Raw genomic sequence first — 19726 nt, forward strand, 5'->3', positions numbered from 1 at the left:
CCCGGCCTCCGCCGGGGAGGCGGCGTTTCGGAACGAACGCTTTTCCAAGATCACAGATGTCGTCTCCGCAGATCGTAGCCCTCACCCGTTGCTCACTCCTCGGCGCTTCACTCGTCGCCGCCCCAGCCCAGTTCGCCGCGCGCATGCGCCGCAGACATTGCCGGTTCGGTCGGGCTGGCGTCTAGACAGATGATCCTCATGACCCGCTCGTCCCATCATCTCCTGACCGCCGCGCTGGCACTTGTGCTCGCGGCCGTGCCCTGCGCCGCGTCCGCGCAAGCCGTCGTCCAGGCGATCCCCGGCACGACCGACGCGGACAAGCTCGGCGACGTGATGCGCCAGCTTGCGAGCAACCCCCGCAACATCGACGCACTGATCAAGGCCGGCGACCTGTCGATGGGCCTCGGCGACCTCAGCGGTGCCGCAGCCCTGTTCGCGCGCGCTGAAAAGGTGAACCCGCGCGATGGTCGGGCAAAAGCGGGAATGGCCTCGATCCTCGTAAGGTCGGAGCGTCCGGGCGAAGCGCTACGCTATTATGCGCAGGCCGAGGCCCTCGGCCTCGACCCGCGCAATTTCGCCGCCGACCGCGGCCTCGCCTACGACCTGATCGGCCAGCAGGATCGAGCGCAGCGCGATTACCGCGTTGCTCTTCGCGATGCGCCCGATGACGAGACCATCAGGCGCTACGCACTGTCGCTCGGCATCTCGGGCAAGCCCGACCTCGCGATCCAGCAGCTCAACCCGCTCCTGCTCAAGAGCGACCGTGGCGCGTGGCGCTCGCGCGCGTTCATCATCGCGATGAACGGCGACGTCGCCGGCGCGGAGAAGATCGCGACCACGATGATGCCGCGCGGGACCGCGCAAGGCCTGCAACCCTTTTTCCAGCGCCTGCCGACCCTGCCAGCCAGCGACCGCGCATTCGCGGTGCATTTCGGCGAGGTCCATGCGACGCCGGCGCGTCTCGCGGACGCACGGATGGCGCCGCCGCTCGGCATGCTTGCCGCCGACCCGACCGCACCGGTGATGATGGCCGCGGTGACGCCGCAGCCGACCGTCGCCGCGACCACCGGCAAGAAGGACAAGCGCGACCGGCGTGCCAAGCCCGACCGAGTCCAGATGGCTGCGGCCACGCGCACGCCCGTGGCTACCACCGCGCCACGTACTGTCACTGCCGCTCCCGCCCCCTATGCTGCGCCGGTCCAGCTCGCAGCCGCGCCGATGCAGATGGTCCAGCCGCTTCCGGCTCGCACGGTCCAGCCTACACCGCAGCCGAGCTATTCCGCACCGACCGTCGCGGTCCAGAGCGCCCGCACCACGCCGGCTGCGGAGACGAATTCCGTGGTTGCGGCGACTATCCCGCCTAGCACAGCGTCGGTACCGGCAACCTCGGTCGCGCGCGTTCTACCCGCGCCCTCGACGGCGGGAACGCTCCCCCAGAGCGTAGCCACGCAGATGGCGGCGATCCCGGTGACCCAGGCACGGGCCGATCCCACACGCGCGGCCAATGCGCTCGCGGCGTCGGCGTCGCCCTCGGTTTCGACGCAGCCGACATCGATACAGCAGCCGCCGTTGCAGGTCCCGCCGCAGCAGTACGCGCCCATCCAGAGTGCCAGCGCCGCAACGCCGACGCCTGGATTTTCCAGTTCGTCCACACCCGCGCCAGCCTCGACCGCAGTGGCCGCCACGGGATCGCCGCGAACGCATGCGGTCGCGGCGAGCGAGGACTCGATCCTCGCGCGGATCGTCGCGGGTCTGTCGATCCCCGCGTCCGAACTCGACGTCGCGCCGATGCATCCTGCACCCGTCGTGACGCCCGCCGCCATTCCGGTCACCGACGACGCGGAGCGCGTGCTCGCCGAGGCGAAAGCCAAGACCGAGCGCGACGCAGCCGCCAAGGCGATCGCCGCGAAGACCCTGGCCGCGGATAAGCTCGCAGCCGACAAGAAGGCGGCGCTCGACAAGAAAGCCGCCGCGAAAAAGGCGATCGCCGACAAGAAGGCGCTCGCCGAGAAGAAGGCCGCCGCCGCCGAGAAGCTTGCTGCCGACAAGGCTGCGGCGGAGGAAAAGCGTATCGCGCGCGCCAATCCCGCGCGGACCTGGGTGCAGGTGTCGACCGGCGCGACCGAGGGCGATCTGCCCAAGGCGTGGAAGAAGGCGAAGGCCAAGGCACCGACGGTGTTCGGCACCCGCGCCGGTTGGACCGCGCCGTGGAAGGCGACCAACCGCGTGCTCGCCGGGCCGTTCAAGACCGATGCGGAAGCGCGCACCTTCGTCAATCAGCTCGCCAAGGAAGGCGTCTCGACGTTCACCTTCACCAGCGATCCCGGCGAGATCATCACGAAGTTGCCGGCGAAGTGAGTTACCGCGCGCCCTGGGCATCGGACCCGGCGCGCAGCAAAGGACGGCTTCAAGAGGAACAGAACGGGTCCGTGCGTGGGCCGCGCGATGCCTTTCAGCGCGACCGCGATCGGATCATCCACTCGATCAGCTTCCGTCGCCTGCGCCACAAGACTCAAGTGTTCATGGCGCCCGACGGGGATCATTTCCGCGTCCGCCTGACACACAGCCTGGAGGTCGCGCAAATCGGCCGGACGATCGCGCGGACGCTGGCGCTGAACGAGGACCTGACCGAGGCGTTGTGCCTCGCGCACGACATCGGCCACCCGCCGTTCGGCCATGCCGGCGAGGATGCGCTGAAGGCGGCGCTGACCGGGCAGGGCGGGTTCGATCACAACGGCCACACGCTGCGCACGTTGATGACGATCGAGCGCCCCTATCCGATGTGGAACGGCCTGAACCTGACATGGGAAACGCTCGAGGGCCTCGCCAAGCATAACGGGCCGGTGCGGCATCCGGGCTGGGCGCTCGCCGCGGCGGATGCCGAGTTCGGCCTCGCGCTGACCAGCTTTTCGTCGCTGGAGGCACAGGTCGCGGCGATCGCCGACGATATCGCGTATGACAATCACGATATCGACGATGGCCTGCGCGCGGGGCTGCTGACGCTCGACCAGTTGCTGGCGGTGCCGTTGGTCGCAGGCGGCTGGGACGATGTGCGCCGCCGCTTCCCCGACGTCCCGCCGAAGCGGTTGGTCGGCGAACTCGTCCGCACGCAGATCGGCACGATGGTCAACGACCTGATCGCCGAAACCCGCCAGCGGATCGCGGCGAGCGGCGTCACCAGCGTCGACGATGTCCGCGCCGCCGGGCAGTGCCTGGTCGGCTTCTCGCCCGAGATGCGCGAGGCGGAGCGCGACCTAAAGCGCTTCATGTACGCCAATCTCTATCATCATCCACGCCAGTTGGCGGCGGCGGATGCGGCGCATGGCATCGTGTCGGGGCTGTTCGCGGTGTACCGCGACGATCCGGCGACGATCCCCGAGGAATGGCGCGAGCGGCTACCGACCGACGATCCCGACCGCAGCCGGCATATCGCGGATTTCATCGCGGGGATGACGGATCGGTATGCGGTATCGCGCTACCGCGAACTGGTCGGCCCGATCGACTTGCCCGAGGGGTTCTGAGGGAGACGTAGCCGGCTCCCCCTCCGTCATCCTGACGAAAGTCAGGACCCAGGGTAACGAACGACATCCTCAGTGGCTCTGCATCCTGACTTTCGTCAGAATGACGGACGTGTTGTGGTAGGTCGAAGCCAAACGCAAAAACGGCGGCCGGACCGAAGTCCGACCGCCGCTGCAATCACTAAAACCCAGTCGGCTCAGCGCGCGACCGAGGCGATCCCGCCGGCAGCGCCATTGGCCTCTGCGGTCTTGAACGCGACCGGTACGCCGCCCGACACACCCGACACGCGATCGCCGCGGACGATCAGGTGGAACTTCTGGCCTGACGGATAGCGACGACCGTCGATGACCTGGCGGCCACCGTCCTGCGTCGTGGTATAAACATACGTGCTGCCCTCGTGGACGAAGCTCTGCTTCGCGTCGGCGGCCATGCCGATCGTCGAGGTGAGGGCGGCGGCGACTGCTGCGATGATCTTGATGGTCGTGCGCATGATCGTATCTCCCGAAGTGCGTCGAGCCGGATCAGGTCTTCACCCAACTCTCGAGTCAGCGAGATATTGCGGTGCAGCATGGGTTGCAATTGCAAACCTATCCGTCGCGATTGCACGGCGTGCAACGATGAACCGCGCCGCCGATGCGACGAGCGGCGGAGGCGACATACTTCCACGACATTTGGCGCCTAAATCCAACGCCGAAGGAGAGTGTCGTGTCTGCTTCCAGTATCGCGCTCAATCGGTTCGGTCTCGGCGCAAGGCCGGGGGATGGCCCAAGTGATGCCGTATCCGGCGATCCGGCGAAGTGGGTGTTGGCGCAGTGCGAACGGTTCGAGCCACGCCCAGCCATGATCGCCAGCGCCCCCTCGACGGCCGGCATCTCGGTCGGCCTCGTCGCCTATTATGCGCAGGAAAAGGCGATCCGCGCGCAGTTCGGGCCGCGCACGCCGAAGGCGATGGGTGGCATGGACCCGAAACCTGTCATCGCTGCCTCGACGATGTCCGGCGCGATGAGCCCCGCGCCGCAGTCCCCAGGCGTTGCGCCCCCGGCGATGATGCAGGCTCCCGCTATGCCGCCCGCTATGCCGGGTGCGATCGATCTAGGCACGGCCGCTCGGCAGGAGGCGCGCCAATTGATTGGCAAGCAGAGCCGCAACGATTACGGCGCGGCGGTCGCGGCACGGACGATGGCGGCGCTGACCGGCGACGCACCGTTCGTCGAGCGACTCGTGCATTTCTGGGCGAACCATTTCGCGGTCTCGACCGAGAAGTTCGAGGTGATGGCGCTCGCCGGGCCGATGGAGTTCGAGGCGATCCGCCCGCATGTGCTCGGCAGTTTCGCCGACATGCTGAACGCGGTCGAGCGGCATCCGGCGATGTTGCTGTATCTCGACCAGGCGGTGTCGATCGGCCCCGACAGCCCGTTCGCCGTTCGAAAGACCCGGCGCCGCACCGGGCTGAACGAGAATCTCGCACGCGAAATCATGGAATTGCACACGCTCGGCGTCCGCAGCGGCTACAGCCAGGCCGACGTCACCGAGTTCGCCCGGGCGATGACCGGCTGGACGGTCGCGGGCATCGGCCGCGGTCCCGGCGCGCGCATCCAGGATGACTCGCGCGCGGGCGCCTTCCTGTTCCTCGACGACGTCCACCAGCCCGGCGATCGCACCGTGATGGGCAAGCTCTATCCCGCGGCGGGGGAGGCGCAGGCGCAGGCGGTGCTGTCCGATCTCGCCGTCCACCCCGCGACCGCGACTCACGTCGCGATCAAGCTCGCGCGGCATTTCGCCGGCGATACGCCGCCCCCGGCGATGGTCGCGCGGCTGAAGACGGCGTTCCTGAAATCGGGCGGCGACCTGCCGACGGTCTATCGCGCGCTGGTCGCGTCGCCCGAGGCCTGGGTGGCCAAGCCGGTGAAGTTCAAGTCGCCATGGGAATGGTATGTCTCGACACAGCGCGCGCTCGGCACGACCGTCGTTAAGCCCGGCGTCACGGTGGGGATGATGAATTAGCTCGGCCAGCCGATCTGGCAGCCGGGGCAGCCGATCGGCTACGACGACGTCGCCGCAGCCTGGGCGGGGCCCGACGCGATCAAGCGACGGGTCGAGGCGGCGGAGCGGTTCGCGGCGCGCGCCGGGCCGGTCGATGCGCGGGCGTTGGCGCCGAAGCTGTTCCCCGCCGCGCTCAGTCCCACCACCGCGCAGGGCCTGTCGCGCGCGGAAAGCCCGGCACAGGCGCTCGCGCTGTTGCTCGTCGCCCCCGAATCGCTGCGGAGATAGTCATGCTCGACCGCCGTTCCTTCCTCTCGACCGGTACGCTCGGCGTGCTGGCGTCCGCCTTCGCGCCGCGCATCGCGTTTGCGCGCGCGGCGACCGACAAGCGGTTCGTGTTCATCATCCAGCGCGGCGCCGCCGATGGTCTCGGCACGATCGGTGCGGTCGGCGATCCAGCCTTTGCAGGCGTACGCGGCGATCTCGCGGCGGACTTCGCCACGGGTACCAAGCTCGACGGCATGTTCACGCTCCACCCTGCGATGACCGCGAGCGCCGGTCTCTACAAACAGGGCCAAGCTTTGTTCGCGCACGCGATCGCCTCGCCCTACCGCGATCGCTCGCATTTCGATGGGCAGAACGTGCTCGAGACGGGTGGGACCAGCGCGTACCAGGTCCGCGACGGCTGGCTCAACCGACTACTCGGCGTGCTGCCTGCGGACGAGGCGCGCGCGATCGCAGTGGCGGCGACCGTGCCGATGGCGCTGCGGGGGCGGCGCGAGGTGGCATCCTATGCGCCGTCGAGCCTGCCCGCCGCGTCCGACGACCTGCTGCAACGCGTCGCGATGCTCTACGACGGCGACCAGCAACTCCACGGCTTGTGGAGTGAGGCGATGGCCACGCGGCAACTCACCAGCGATCTCGCGCAGGACGGCGGCCGCAATGCCGCCGCGACCGGCGCGCTCGCCGCGCGACTGCTTAAGCCCGACACCGGCGCCCGGATCGCGATGATCGAGACCGGCGGCTGGGACACGCACACCGGTCAACGCGGCCGCCTCACCGCGCAGTTGAAAGGTCTCGACGCGATGATCGCGTCGCTACAGGCGGGGCTCGGGCTATTATGGGCAGACACCATGGTCCTGGTCGCAACCGAGTTCGGGCGCACGGTGGCCGTCAACGGCACCGGGGGGACGGATCATGGCACGGGCACGTCTGCGATGCTGTTCGGCGGCGGCGTGAAGGGGGGCCGCGTAGTATCCGACTGGCCTGGCCTCGCCCCCGCCGCGCTCTACGAGGCACGCGACCTGAAGCCGACGATGCAGCTGGATGCGTTCATTGGTGGCGCGGTATCGTCACATTTTGGCGTTGAGCCAGCGCGGGCGATGGCCGCGCTGTTCCCCGCGAGCGCGAGGACCGCGGCGATCGGGGGGCTGGCGCGCGCCTAGCGCATCCGCGCACGATGCTGGGCGAGATAGGGGCGGTGACGGGCATCGATCGCGCCAAGCCGCGCGATCGATGCCTCAATCCCGACCGCCGCCAGCATGTCCTGCCCGACCTGGGTCGACCGCAACAGGCGCCCATCGTCGTCAAATCCGATCAGATACGCGTCGAACAGCGCATCGAGATGGGCACCGAGCAATAGGCCATTATAGGGATCGAGCCGTTCGGTATCGATCGCATGCTGCCAAGCGAGAATATGCGATGCGCGGAGGAATTCGGGCAGCGCGACACCGCTGACCGCGCATCGTCCGCCCCATATCTCGAACAGGTCGCGCCGAAACCGCCCCTGGCCAATTCGCGCCAGCCGCAGCGTCTCGCGTTGGGTGCGCTCGGCGTTCGGCGGACCGCCGATGATTACAGGGCCATCGGGGGTCGGGATCGTGCCATTGGCGTCGAGGAAGGCGGTCAGCGCTGTCGATGCCGCGTCGTCATCGCAGGAGAGATCGATGCCGTAGCGACTAGGCGTTGCCCGCCCGGCGTCCCTCCAACGCGGAAACGCCGATAGGTTGCTGTTGATATAATAGCCGAACGGCGTGTCGAGCGTGACGCCGGGTACCGTGCGTAACTCGGCCAGCCGGGTCTCGTAATAGGGGTGGATGACGATCGGCAGCCGTGTTGTGGCGTTTTTCACATACAGCGTGACGGTCCCCCGATCGAACCGAGTCAGCTTTTTCGTCGCGTGGGTCTGTGTGAAGCCCAGTACGGAAAGGCGGTGCGCCGTGGCGTCGGTCGGTGCGCGGGTTCCGGGCACGATGCGCTTGTCGTTGTGCGCCGCGTGTTGCGCCCAGCTTCTGAGGCTGTCGCCCCATTCGATCCGCAGATGGCCGATCTGGTCGCGCAGCACGTCCTTCAGTTCAGTGTGCCAGAAGAAATAGGGCACATCCTTGCCCGCTCCGACTGCGGCCGCGTCCGCAGTGGCGCCCAGATCGTCCGGCCAGTCGATCACATGGTCGCGTCGCATATTCACAGCATAGAGTCCGACGAACACCGTCTCGTGATCGTCGGGCGACACGAAGCTCGCCCAATAGCGCGGGTTGCGGAATACCGGGCGGTCCTGCTGCGTGGCCTGATAGCGTTCGAACCGCACAAGGCTTTGACTGCGCAGGTCATGCGGCGTCATGCCGTTACGCCGCGTCTGGTGCCGTAACAGACTCACGTCGCGTGGATCGATGCCGGCATCGCGCAGCATGGCATTGAACGTCACGAGGATGGCTTCTCTCCGATGCCTTCTATTAGCACGCATCATCGACTATTGGCTGGGTTTTCCCAGATCGATCCGGACTTGCCATGACGCTCTACACCCGTTTTGCCGCGCATATCGATGCGGCGCTCGACACGCTGACCGCGGCGGGCACGCTGCCGGACGGCCTCGACCGCAAGAACGTCACGGTCGAGCCGCCGCGCGACACCAGCCACGGCGATCTCGCGACCAACGCCGCGATGGTGCTCGCCAAGCCCGCCAAGACCAATCCGCGCGTGCTGGCCGATGCGCTGGTGATCGAACTGGCGAGGCTCGAGGACGTCGCCTCGGCGAGCGTCGCTGGCCCCGGCTTCATCAACATGAAGCTGACCGACGACGCCTGGCGTGCCGAACTGGCGGCAATCCCGGCGGCGGGTGCCGATTACGGTCGCTCGACGCAGGGCGACGGGATCACGGTCAACATCGAGTATGTCTCAGCCAACCCGACCGGCCCGATGCACATGGGGCATTGCCGCGGCGCGGTGGTCGGCGATGCGCTTGCCAGCCTGCTCGAGTTCGCCGGCCACAAGGTGATCCGCGAATATTACGTCAACGATGCTGGCGGCCAGGTCGACGTGCTCGCCCGCTCGGTGCACCTGCGCTACCGCGAGGCGCTCGGCGAGACCGTCGAGATCCCGGAGGGCCTGTATCCCGGCGATTATCTCGTCCCCGTCGGTCAGTCGCTCGCGAAGGAATTCGGCGATCGCTACGTCGGTGCCCCCGAAAGCGAATGGCTGGTGATCTTCCGCACGCAGGCGGTCGCCGCGATGATGGTGATGATCCGCGCCGATCTCGCGCTGCTGGGGATCGAGCACGAGGTGTTCGCGTCCGAGGCCGAACTCCAGGCCGCCAAGAAGCCGGAAGCGGCCGAGGCGGAACTGCGCTCGCGCGACCTCGTCTATGACGGCGTGCTCGAAGCGCCGAAGGGTGAGACGCCCGACGATTGGGAGCCGGTCGAGCTGCCGCTGTTCCGCTCGTCGCAATTCGGCGACGATCAGGATCGCCCGATCAAGAAGTCGAACGGGTCGTGGACCTATTTCGGCGCCGATCTCGCCTATCATTTCCAAAAGAGCCAGAGCGCCGATCAGCTGATCGACATCTGGGGTGCGGATCATGGCGGCACGGTCAAGCGGATCGTGGCTGGCGTAGCGGCGCTGACCGGCGGCAAGACGCGGTTCGACGTGAAGCTGGTCCAGATGGTCCGGCTGTTGCGTAACGGCGAGCCGGTCAAGATGTCGAAGCGGTCGGGCAATTTCGTCACGCTCGCCGATGTCGTGCGCGAGGTCGGCAAGGACGTCGTGCGCTTCACGATGCTGACGCGGCGGTCGGATGCTCAGATGGATTTCGACTTCGCCAAGGTGGTCGAGGCGTCGAAGGACAATCCGGTTTTCTACGTCCAGTACGCGCATGCGCGGATCGCATCGCTGCATCGGCGCGCCGAAGAGGCGGGAATTACGCCTATTTCTGCGGATTTGTCCCGGCTTGATACGGACGAACTGGCACTCGTGCAGCTTGCGGCGCAGTTCCCGCGGCTTGTCGAGATCGCCTCAACCGCGCGCGAACCGCATAGAATCGCGTTCTATCTCTATGACTTGGCCGCCGCGTTTCATGCGCTGTGGAACGTCGGCAACGATCGTCCCGATCGTCGTTTCCTCGTGATCGAGGATCCGCAGGCGACGGCGGCACGGCTTTTCCTGGCGTCCGCTATAGGGCAGATTATTCATAACGGCCTCGCCATCATGGGTGTCGAAGCGGTTTCGGAGATGAAGTGATGGCCGAAGACATGGATCTGCGCGAGGAAGACCGGCTCCCCTGGCTCGAAACCGTCGAGCCGGACGAGCAGGATACGGTCGGAATCGGTCGCGTGATCGCGCTGGTCGTGCTCGGCCTGGCGGTACTCGCGGCGATCATTTTCGGCATCTACAAGCTGCAACAGCGCGCGCCGACGGGCGACGGCCAGATGATCGCGGCGCAGGAGGGCGACTACAAGGTCAAGCCCGACGATGCCGGCGGCCTGAAGGTCAAGGGCGAGGGCGATTCGGCGATCGCGACCAGCGCGGGCAAATCGGGCAACGGCGCGATCGACCTGCGCGGCGTGCCGGAAGCGCCTGTCGACGGCAAGCGGGCAGTCGCGACCAAGACGTCCGACGTGGCCGGTCGCAACGCCGTCGCGCAGGTGCCCGCATCGGGTGGCCGCCTGGTCGCCGCAACCCCCTTGGCGCCGTCGAAGCCTAACGGAGCCGGAACGGCCTCCGGCGGTTCGCTGGTCCAGCTGGGCGCGTATCCGAGCGAGGCGGTTGCCAACGCGGCCTGGACGACCTTCTCCAAGCGGTTCGCCTATATCGGCGCGTTGGGCAAGTCGGTCCAGCCGGTCGCAACGGGCGGTCGCACGCTGTACCGTCTGCGCGTCAATGCGGGCAGCGCGAACCAGGCGGCGGATATCTGCGGCCGGTTGCGTGTCGCTGGCGAAACCTGCTTCGTCGCAAGCTGATCGCGCGGCATGATCGGGCGGTTGCATCGCCCCGCAATCGCGTGTTCGGGGCGTCGGTTGGACTTATGGCTGGCGTTCGCGAGGATCAGTAAACCAGGCGAATGTGCCGATCTCGGGCCCAGGAACGGTTCCGGCTACGTCCAAAAGCCGATGGGGCGCTGTAGATTTTAAGCGTCATGCTTTGCTAACACACCCGCGTTTGCCAGCGGCAGGGGCCTCCAGCAAGACGCCCGGACTAACCCTGACGGCATGGCGTCGGGTCGTTCCTCTGGCGCGCGGTCGAGCGATGTCGATAATTTAGAGTCGAGCGTGCGGGACGAGCAACGCTCGAACATCCGACGCCACCGGTACTGTGCGTTGCTGCCGCCGGCATCAGGTTGCAGAGGCGTGAAAGCTGAGTGCCCAGTACCTGTGCCTCGATCGGTAGCCAAATCCAGCCCTTCCGACAGGGTGGTTGTGAGCGCCGTAGGTCAGGACCGCGGGGCTACGCTGGCGCACCCGTGCTCTCTAGGGTCGGCAAACGCGATAGTTTCGAACTTCGCGATCATGCAGGCGGACAACGCAATCCGCTACGCGCTACCAAGCCGTGTTGCTCCCGTCGTGCCTCGCACTCAGATCGAGCGACGGTGCTTTCCGCCATATTTGCGGCCGATATAGTCGCCGATTTGCGCCACTTCGGTGGCGGCGGCTTTGGCACCGCTGATCTGGCAGGGGAGTGGATCGCTGGCATGGTCGTTCGCGCGTCGCTTGACCGTGTCACAGAGCTCTTCGATGTCGGCGCGCGACAAAACGTTCTTCTCGCGAAGCAAGCAGATCAGGCTCTGCAGGATCACGAGATTCTTGTCTTCTGGATCAGTTTGGAGGTCCGGGTACGTTGCCATCAGGGTTTTCCTCTCTTGATCGGAAAGAGGATATGCCGAATGTCGCAACAAGCAAGGTGTAAGATTTACGCGGGGTAAGCGTCAGTCCACCATGCCTCGAACGCGGCGGTTTGTTCCGCGTTCAGGCCAAGCCCGATCTTGCTGCGACGCATAATTGCATCTTCGGGTATCCTTGCCCATTCCCGGTCGTGCATCCAGCGCGCTTCGATCGCCGTCAGGCCACCGCCAAGGTCTGCGCCGAGACCCGCTGCGTCGTTCACGCCTGCAAGCATCTCGTCGAGCAATGCGCCGTAAGCATGCGCCATCCGTTCGCTGCGCGCATCGCCGAGGAACGGCCAGCGCGCGCGGACCTGCGTGAGATAGGTCGCGAACGGAGGGATCGTGCCGCCGGGAAAGGCACGGGTACGGGTCATCGGGTGGACGGTCTCACCGAGCGCGGGGGCGATCTTGTCGAGCGCTTCCTCGGCGAGATGGCGTGCCGTCGTGATCTTGCCGCCGAACACCGACAGCAAGGGTGCTCCGCCCGCATCCCCAAGCGTGTCGAGTTCGAGGACATAGTCGCGCGTCACCGCCTTCGCCTCGCTGGCGCCGTCGTCGTAGAGCGGGCGGACGCCGGACCAGGTCGAGGTGACGTCGGCGGGTGTGATCTGGCGCGTGAAATGCTGGTTCGCGGCGTCGCACAGATACGCGATCTCGCCCGCATCGATCACCGCGTCTTCGGGGCGGTCGACGGGGATGTCGGTGGTGCCGATCTCGGTCTGGCCCTGATAGGGGATCGCGAAGACGATGCGGCGGTCGGCCAGTTGCAGGATATAGGCGTGGTCGCCCTCGTACAGCTTGGGCACGACGATGTGGCTGCCCTTGACCAGTCGGACGCCGGCGCTGGCGTTGATGCCGAGGCGACCGAGCAGCTCTGCGACCCACGGTCCGGCGGCATTGACGAGCGCGCGCGCGGTGACGTCGCGTCCGTCGGACAGCGTTGCGCGCCACAATGCGCCGTCGCGGCGGGCGGTGACGAGTTCGGTGCGGACTGCGATTTCGGCACCATTGTCCTGCGCATCGATCGCATTCAGCACGGTGAGGCGGGAATCGTCGACGAACGCATCGGAATAGACGAAGCCGCGCGCACCGTTCTTGAGCGGGGCGGTATAGGCGGTGTCGCTCTTGCGCAGGCCGCGGGACCGCTTCAGCGTCATCCGGCCGCCGAGCCAATCGTAGAGGTACAGGCCTAGCCGGACCATCCACCAGGGGCGTACCGCGTTCTCGTGCGGCAGGACGAAGCGCATCGGGCGGATGATGTGCGGCGCGGCCTTCACCAGGCGTTCGCGTTCGCGCAACGCTTCGGCGACCAGCTTGAAGTCGTAATATTCGAGATAGCGCAGGCCGCCGTGGATCAGCTTGGTCGATGCGGACGAGGTCGCACCTGCGAGGTCGCCCTTTTCGACGAGCAGGACGGCGAGCCCGTTGAGCGCCGCTTCGCGGGCGATCGCGGCACCGTTGATGCCACCGCCGACGATGAGAATGTCGTAACTTTGCGTCATGTGCAGAGCTTTAGCCGTTTGGTAATGCTGGGCCTACCGACTATCTCTGTACCATGTACAAACCAAAAGCCGGTCTTCCGACGCGCGAGCAGATCCTCGACTTCATCGCCACTTCCGACGTGCCCGCGGGCAAACGCGAGATCGCCAAGGGCTTCGGGCTCAGCGCGCAGGACAAGATCGGGCTGAAAGCGCTGCTCAAGGACATGGCCGACGAGGGGCTGATCGACAGCGCCCCCGGTCGCGCGTTCCACAAGATGGGCGGTATCCCCAAGGTGACGGTACTGCGGATCGCGGATGTCGACGACGGCGGTAACGTCTGGGCGGTGCCCGAGCGTTGGGAAGCGGAGGGTGTCCAACCGCCGCGGCTGCGGGTGCGCGAGCGGAAACGCGGTGCGCTGGGCGTCGGCGAACGCATCCTCGCGCGGACCGAGGAGGCTGGGAACGGCTGGATCGCGCATCCGATGAAGGTGCTCGCGCCGGCGTCCGAACAGGTGCTGGGCGTGTTGCGTGAGGAGGCGGGGCGGCTGTGGCTGACCGGTGTCGACAAGCGCGAGCGGCGTGAGTTTGCGGTGGCGGATGCGGGGGGGGCGGCGCCGGGCGATCTCGTGCTGGCGGAACTCGCCGGCAAGCCGCCGACGATCGCGGCGCGCGTTGTGTCGAAGCTGGGCGATCCGTTTGCGGCGCGGAGCTTCTCGCTGATTGCGATCCACAAGCTTGGCATTCCGGACGTGTTCTCGCAGGACGCGCTCGACGAGGCGGAGCGCGTGTCGAAACTGCCATTGGGGGAGGGCCGCGAGGATTTGCGCGACCTGCCGATCGTCGCGATCGACCCTGAGGATGCGCGTGATCACGACGATGCGGTGTGGGCGGAGGCGGACGACGATCCTTCGAATGTGGGCGGCTGGAAGGCGATCGTCGCGATCGCCGATGTCAGCTTCTATGTGCGGCCTAAGTCGGAGGTCGACCGCGAGGCGCGGCGGCGTGGGAACTCGGTGTATTTCCCCGACCGCGTCGTGCCGATGTTGCCCGAGATCCTGTCGGCGGAAGTGTGTTCGCTGAAGGAAGGCGCGGACCGCGCCGCGCTCGCGTGCCATTTGCGGATCGGCAAGGATGGTTCGCTCAAGTCGTGGCGCTTTACGCGCGCGGTGGTGCGGATCGCGGCGAACCTGGCGTATGAAGAGGCGCAGGCGATTATCGACGGGATGGCATCGAACGATGCCCCCCTGTCCGACGGTTCTATCTCGTCCGACAGCCCCAGCATCTTGTCAGATAGCCCCAGCCCGTCACCCCAGCGAAAGCTGGGGTCTCCCTCCACAGAGGACGCCCTCGCGGCACGAGATCCCAGCGTTCGCTGGGATGACGGCCGGGTAGATGACGAGCGCGTGGCTGCATCGCTCGTCCCACTCTGGGCCTGCTGGCATGCGCTGGCCAAGGCGCGTGACGCACGTGCGCCGCTCGATCTCGATCTTCCCGAACGCCGCGTGGTGCTCGACGAGCAGGGGCGGATCATGTCGGTGTCGCCGCGTGAACGGCTCGACGCACACCGGTTGATCGAGGACTACATGATCGCTGCCAACGTCGCCGCCGCCAAGGCGCTGGAGGCGAAGAAGGCGCCGGTGATGTACCGTATCCACGAGCCGCCGAGCCGCGAGAAGTTGGCGGCGCTGAAGGAATATCTCGAGACGTTCGACGTGCCGTTCGCGCTCGGGCAGGTCGTGCGGCCAGCAACGTTCAACCATATAATCGAGCGGATTAGCGATGCCGACTTCCGGCCTCAGGTCATGGAGCAGATCCTCCGTACGCAGACCCAGGCCTATTACGCGCCCGGCAATCACGGGCATTTCGGGCTCAGCCTCGGCAGTTACGCGCACTTCACCTCGCCGATCCGGCGGTATGCCGATCTGCTCGTCCACCGCTCGCTGGTGTCCGCTTATGGCCTCGGCGAGGGCGGGTTGCCTGCGGACGATGCGGCGAACATGGAGTTGGTCGGCGAGATCATCAGCCGGCTCGAACGCCGTGCGATGGAGGCCGAGCGCGACACCACCGATCGCTATGTCGCGGCGTTCCTGTCGGAGCGTGTCGGCCAGGTGATGGACGTACGGATCACCGGCGTCACCAATTTCGGCTTCTTTGCGACGGTCGAGGGGATTGGTGGCGATGGCCTGATGCCGGTGCGCGATCTGGGCGGCGAGTATTTCCGCTTCGACGAGGGCGCGCGGACGCTGACCGGCGAACATAGCGGCGACGTCTTCGCGCAGGGCCAGACGCTGGAACTGCGGTTGGCGGAGGCGAACCCGGTGTCGGGCGCGCTGCGCTTCGAGATGCCCGAGGGGAAGGGGGCTGCTCCCCCCATGCGCGGCGGGCGGAAGCCGGTGCGTGAGATCAAGCGGCGCGGGCGCCCGGCGAACATCCGCCATCAGGGCAAGCGGCGTTAGGATTTGCGCAAACCCCTCGCGGTATGCGACACCGCTGCGGGGGGAGACTGGCATGTTCGGATTGGGTCTAGGCCGATCGCGGCGACGGATCGTCAACGATTTCGTCGCGGCGGAGGCGACCGTGGCGGACCGTGCGATCGCCTATGAGGCTGAAGACGCCGGGACGTTTCGGCGATTGTGCGGCTATGGCGCGATCGTCGACGACGGCGCGGGCCGCTATCATCTCGATGCAGGCAGGCTCGGCGCGTTTCGCGGCGCAGTGCGCCGCCGGGCTGCGGCGATTGCTGCGACGTCGGGAGTCGTTGCCAGCGCAGCCGCCGCAGCGACGGTGTTCGCGCTGGCCGAGTAAGGCCGGCAATTTAAGCCGATAGTCCGATACGGGCAGCGCCCGACGATCACGCGCAATCAAAAGAGTGTTTCCCCGCGAAGGCGGGGACCCAGACTGGGCTCCCGTCTTCGCGCGAGAACAAGCAGGCGGGTATTTTCGCTGGACCAAGATCCCGGCCTCTCATCCGACCGTGAAGCTCAGACCCGCCTTAGCGACCAGCCGATCGCGCAGTTTTGCCCCCATCAACGCGCCCGGCGTCCAGATCCCGCCATCGCCCTGCACGTCCTGCACGAGGCACAGCGCGGCCTCCGCGATCATCTTGCTGGTCGAGCCATACCCCGGGTCGCGATCCCCCGTGACGACCGTATCGATCCGCTCCCCATCGGGCATGATACCGACGAACAGCAGGTCGTAATGCCCGGCGTCGCGCTCTTCCTTCGATGGCCCTTCGCCGGGCTTCGGCCCCTTGTCGCTCGAGAACGGATTGAACTTTGCGATCGCCTCCGCCGCGACCTTGCCGAGATCGCCCAGTCCCGCGACCATCATCTCGTCATAGACGAAGTCCGCGCCATAGGCCTCGCCGAGCAGGAAGTTGGTGCGGTGGACGTTCTTGGTGTTGATCGGCGCCATCACGAAGGGTGCTACCCACGCGGAAATGGTCGTGTCGTATTCGGGGATCAGCCCGGTTGGCTGGTGCGGGCCGCTGAAGCCGGGGGTGAGCGCGAACGGGCTCGTGAGCAACTTGACGATGCCGGGATCGCGCGCGGCGGCGGCGAGCGTCGCCTTTAGGCTCGCCGCGGTGCCGCCCGAGAACGTCCCCTGCATTTTCCGCACGCGACCTTTCACACGGGGTGCGGGGATGCCGTATTTCGCCTTCGCGGCGTCCTGCAACGTCAGCACGCCGAGATCGAACGGGATGGAGTCGAACCCGCACGAGAACACGATCCGCGCGCCGGTTCGCGCGGCTTCGCCCTCATGCGCGTCGATCATGTGGCGCATCCAGGCCGGCTCTCCGCAGAGGTCGACATAGCCGGTGCCGGTCGCGGCGCAGGCGGCGACGAGGTCCGAGCCGTACAGCTGGTACGGTCCGACCGTCGAGATGACGACAGTGCCGCGCTCCGCCATCGCGCGAAGGCTCGCGGAATCGTCCGAGTCGGCGGTGATGAGCGCTGTATCGGCGGGCGCACCGATCAGGTCGCGGACTTGCTGGAGCTTCGCCAGCGAGCGGCCTGCCATCGCCCAGCGGACGCCGGTCGGGTAGGTCTGGACGAGATATTCGGCCACCAGCCGCCCGGTGAACCCGGTCGCGCCGTACACGATGATGTCGAAGTCGCGCATGTCCATCTCCTGTTTCGCCGAGTTTGCGCGCGTGGGCGTGGCGTCGCAAGCTAAACACCGTCGTCGATGCGCCTCGCCATCGGCGCGCCGATCTGCCAGCATCGGCAGATGGCATCCGATCGCAAAACCGTCGCATTCATCGTCGACCAGCTCGCAGCGGCGGGGGAGGTCTCCGCAAAGCCGATGTTCGGCGAATATGGGCTATATTGCGATGGCAAAATGGTCGGCCTGATCTGCGACGACCAGCTGTTCGTGAAGCCGACCGCAGGCGGACGCGCGTTTGCGGGGGCGATCGACGAAGCGCCGCCCTATCCGGGCGCGAAGCCGTGCCTGCTGGTCGACGCGGATCGCTGGGACGACGCTGAATGGCTAGCGGACCTCGTTCGTATCTCGACCGCGGAATTGCCTGTGCCGAAGCCGAAGAAGGCGAAGGCAACGAAAGTTTAGGGGGATCAATGGTCAGCGGTTGCAGGATGACAGCCCGGTAGCTCAGTCACCGAACTGTTCAGGCGGCTATCCCCTTCGAGCAACTAAGATTTGTTTCCCCGCGAAGGCGGGGATCCAGACTGGGCTCCCGCCTTCGCGGGAGAACAAGGAAGAGCGGAATGTCGTTCGAACGATGTCGGTGACGGAACGGTTTTACCGTAGCGTCTGATCAAGTCGCTGAACCTGTATCGCCCCTACGCCGCGTCGTTGAACTGCAAACTCGCCAGCCGCGCATACAGCCCGCTGTTGGTCATCAGCGACCCGTGCGAGCCTTCCTCGACGATCTGCCCGTCGTTCATCACGATGATCCGCTCGGCCGCGCGCACCGTGGCGAGGCGGTGCGCGATGACGAGCGTGGTGCGGTTCGCCATCAGTCGCTCGAGCGCCTCCTGGACTAGTCGCTCGCTCTCGGCATCCAGCGCACTGGTCGCCTCGTCGAGCAGCAGGATCGGCGCATCGCGGAGCAGCGCGCGGGCGATCGTCACGCGCTGGCGCTGGCCGCCCGACAGCCGCGCGCCGCCTTCGCCGAGGAACGTGTCGAGGCCCTCGGGCAGTTTGCGCAGAAACTCGGCGGCGTTTGCGGCTTCGGCGGCGGCCCAGAGCTGGTCGTCGGTTGCGGACCAGTCGCCGTAACGCAGGTTGTCGCGGGCTGACGCGCCGAAGATAATCGTCTCCTGCGGGACCATCGCGATCCGCGCGCGGACCTCCGCCGGGTCGGCGTCGCGCAGGTCGATCCCGTCGAGCGTCACGCGCCCGGCGTCGGGGTCGTAGAAGCGCTGGACCAGCTGGAACAGCGTCGTCTTGCCCGCGCCGGACGGGCCGACGACAGCGACCGTCTCGCCGGGCTTCACGTCGAGCGAAAAGCCGTTGAGCGCCGCGACGTCGCGCCGCGTCGGGTAGTGGAACTGCACCCCCTCGAACGCGAGCGCGCCGCGTGGCGGCTGGGGCAGGGCGACCGGGTTGGTGGGCGCGGCGATCTCGGGCTTTTCGCGAAGCAACTCGGACAGGCGTCCGGCCGCACCGGCGCCGCGCAACAGGTCGCCATAGACTTCGGTGAGCGCGCCGAATGCGCCGGCGACGATCCCGCCGGTCAGGACGAACGCAGCGATCGCGCCACCGCTGATGCGGCCCGCAGCAACGTCGATCGCGCCTTCCCACAGCACCAAAGTGATCGACCCGAACACGAGCCCGATGACGATCGCGGTCATTACCGCGCGCAGCATGATCCGCGCGCGGGCGGCTGCGAAGGTCGCACTTACGGCATCCGAGAAGCGTATCGCCTCGCGGTCTTCCTGCCCGAATGCCTGCACGACCTTCATCGCGCCGAGTGTCTCGGTTGCGATCGAACCGACATCGGCGACGCGGTCTTGCGACGTGCGCGAGTAGTTGCGCACGCGCTTGCCGAGCAGCGCGATCGGCAGGATGATCAGCGGGATGCCGATCATCAGCATGCCCGCAAGCTTGGGCGAGATAGCGAAAAGGTAGATCAGCCCGCCGATCCCGGTGAAGGTGTTGCGCAGCGCGATCGACACGGTGCTGCCGACCACCTGTTCGATCAGCGCGGTATCCGAGGTCAGCCGCGAGGCGATCTCGGATGGGCGGTTCTCCTCGAAGAAGCGCGGCGTCAGGCGGAGGAGGTGGCGTTGCACATTGGTGCGGATGTCCGCGACGACGCGCTCGCCGAGCCACGAGACGTAATAGAAGCGCACCGCGGTCGCGAGTGCGAGCACGACGACGATCATCAGCAGATAGTGGAACGAGTTGGCGACCGATCCGCCTTCACCGGGACCAAAGCCGCGATCGATCACGCGCTTGAACCCGTACGGGATGCCGATCGTCGCCGCGGACGTCGTCAGCAATGCGAGCCCGGCGAAGGCGATCTGGCGTGGATAATTCGCGGCGTGACGCCACACCATCGCGAGATCGCCGATCCGGCGGGACGTCTTTTCTTCGGGTATCGGCTTGGCCATGCGCGGGACCTAGC

Annotated in this window: 14 protein-coding genes and 1 pseudogene; 9 read left to right on the plus strand and 6 right to left on the minus strand. The window is 66.8% G+C overall.

Translation table 11 applies throughout. From position 1 onward, the window contains the following. The first annotated feature begins 198 nt into the window (after positions 1-198). Both C8J40_RS15840 and C8J40_RS15845 read left to right on the plus strand, forming a co-directional pair. Positions 199-2358, plus strand: a complete 2160-nt coding sequence (locus C8J40_RS15840) for a tetratricopeptide repeat protein (protein WP_132897834.1) — start codon at positions 199-201, stop codon at positions 2356-2358. Next, on the plus strand, positions 2355-3521 hold the full coding sequence (locus C8J40_RS15845) for a deoxyguanosinetriphosphate triphosphohydrolase (protein WP_132897835.1): 1167 nt from the start codon (positions 2355-2357) through the stop codon (positions 3519-3521). The genes C8J40_RS15840 and C8J40_RS15845 overlap by 4 nt, the downstream gene beginning before the upstream one ends. Positions 3522-3715: 194 nt before the next feature. On the opposite strand, the gene C8J40_RS15850 is transcribed toward C8J40_RS15845, so the two are convergent. Beyond that, a complete protein-coding gene (locus C8J40_RS15850) occupies positions 3716-4009 on the minus strand; it encodes a hypothetical protein (RefSeq protein WP_132897836.1) in 294 nt (97 codons plus the stop codon). Positions 4010-4224: 215 nt separating this feature from the next. Here C8J40_RS15850 and C8J40_RS15855 point away from each other — a divergent pair. Together C8J40_RS15855 and C8J40_RS15860 are read left to right on the plus strand one after the other, a co-directional pair. Then, a pseudogene (locus tag C8J40_RS15855) lies at positions 4225-5790 on the plus strand (DUF1800 domain-containing protein). A gap of 2 nt (positions 5791-5792) precedes the next feature. Next, the gene (locus C8J40_RS15860) at positions 5793-6947 is read left to right on the plus strand and encodes a DUF1501 domain-containing protein (RefSeq protein WP_132897837.1); all 1155 of its coding nucleotides are present in this window, start codon (positions 5793-5795) and stop codon (positions 6945-6947) included. Here the strand turns inward: C8J40_RS15860 and C8J40_RS15865 are convergent. Further along, positions 6944-8206, minus strand: coding sequence for an HNH endonuclease signature motif containing protein (locus tag C8J40_RS15865; protein WP_165911481.1), 1263 nt, complete (start codon positions 8204-8206; stop codon positions 6944-6946). The two genes, C8J40_RS15860 and C8J40_RS15865, sit on opposite strands and share 4 nt — an antisense overlap. A gap of 83 nt (positions 8207-8289) precedes the next feature. Between C8J40_RS15865 and argS the strand changes: the two genes are divergently transcribed. Both argS and C8J40_RS15875 read left to right on the plus strand, forming a co-directional pair. Further along, positions 8290-10014, plus strand: a complete 1725-nt coding sequence (argS, locus tag C8J40_RS15870; protein ID WP_132897839.1) for an arginine--tRNA ligase — start codon at positions 8290-8292, stop codon at positions 10012-10014. Beyond that, entirely contained in the window at positions 10014-10733 is a 720-nt protein-coding gene (locus C8J40_RS15875; protein WP_132738737.1) for an SPOR domain-containing protein, read from the plus strand. The genes argS and C8J40_RS15875 overlap by 1 nt, the downstream gene beginning before the upstream one ends. A 611-nt stretch (positions 10734-11344) precedes the next feature. Here C8J40_RS15875 and C8J40_RS15880 read toward each other — a convergent pair. Both C8J40_RS15880 and glpD read right to left on the minus strand, forming a co-directional pair. Continuing rightward, positions 11345-11614, minus strand: a complete 270-nt coding sequence (locus C8J40_RS15880) for a hypothetical protein (RefSeq protein WP_132738734.1) — start codon at positions 11612-11614, stop codon at positions 11345-11347. A 65-nt stretch (positions 11615-11679) separates the two neighbouring features. After that, the gene (glpD, locus tag C8J40_RS15885; RefSeq protein WP_132897840.1) at positions 11680-13155 is read right to left on the minus strand and encodes a glycerol-3-phosphate dehydrogenase; all 1476 of its coding nucleotides are present in this window, start codon (positions 13153-13155) and stop codon (positions 11680-11682) included. Positions 13156-13208: 53 nt separating this feature from the next. Between glpD and C8J40_RS15890 the strand changes: the two genes are divergently transcribed. Together C8J40_RS15890 and C8J40_RS15895 are read left to right on the plus strand one after the other, a co-directional pair. Then, complete coding sequence (locus C8J40_RS15890; protein ID WP_132897841.1) at positions 13209-15590, plus strand: RNB domain-containing ribonuclease; 2382 nt, start codon at positions 13209-13211, stop codon at positions 15588-15590. 52 nt (positions 15591-15642) lie between these two features. Next, complete coding sequence (locus tag C8J40_RS15895) at positions 15643-15939, plus strand: hypothetical protein (protein WP_132897842.1); 297 nt, start codon at positions 15643-15645, stop codon at positions 15937-15939. 159 nt (positions 15940-16098) lie between these two features. Here C8J40_RS15895 and C8J40_RS15900 read toward each other — a convergent pair whose 3' ends face one another. Then, entirely contained in the window at positions 16099-17256 is a 1158-nt protein-coding gene (locus tag C8J40_RS15900; protein WP_132897843.1) for a saccharopine dehydrogenase NADP-binding domain-containing protein, read from the minus strand. Between the two features lie 66 nt (positions 17257-17322). Here C8J40_RS15900 and C8J40_RS15905 point away from each other — a divergent pair, with 66 nt between their 5' ends. Further along, on the plus strand, positions 17323-17703 hold the full coding sequence (locus tag C8J40_RS15905) for a TfoX/Sxy family protein (protein WP_243693434.1): 381 nt from the start codon (positions 17323-17325) through the stop codon (positions 17701-17703). Positions 17704-17936: 233 nt separating this feature from the next. On the opposite strand, the gene C8J40_RS15910 is transcribed toward C8J40_RS15905, so the two are convergent. Next, positions 17937-19712, minus strand: coding sequence for an ABC transporter transmembrane domain-containing protein (locus C8J40_RS15910; protein WP_132897844.1), 1776 nt, complete (start codon positions 19710-19712; stop codon positions 17937-17939). Positions 19713-19726: the final 14 nt, after the last annotated feature.

This window comes from Sphingomonas sp. PP-CC-3A-396 (assembly GCF_004343105.1).
Classification (GTDB): domain Bacteria; phylum Pseudomonadota; class Alphaproteobacteria; order Sphingomonadales; family Sphingomonadaceae; genus Sphingomonas.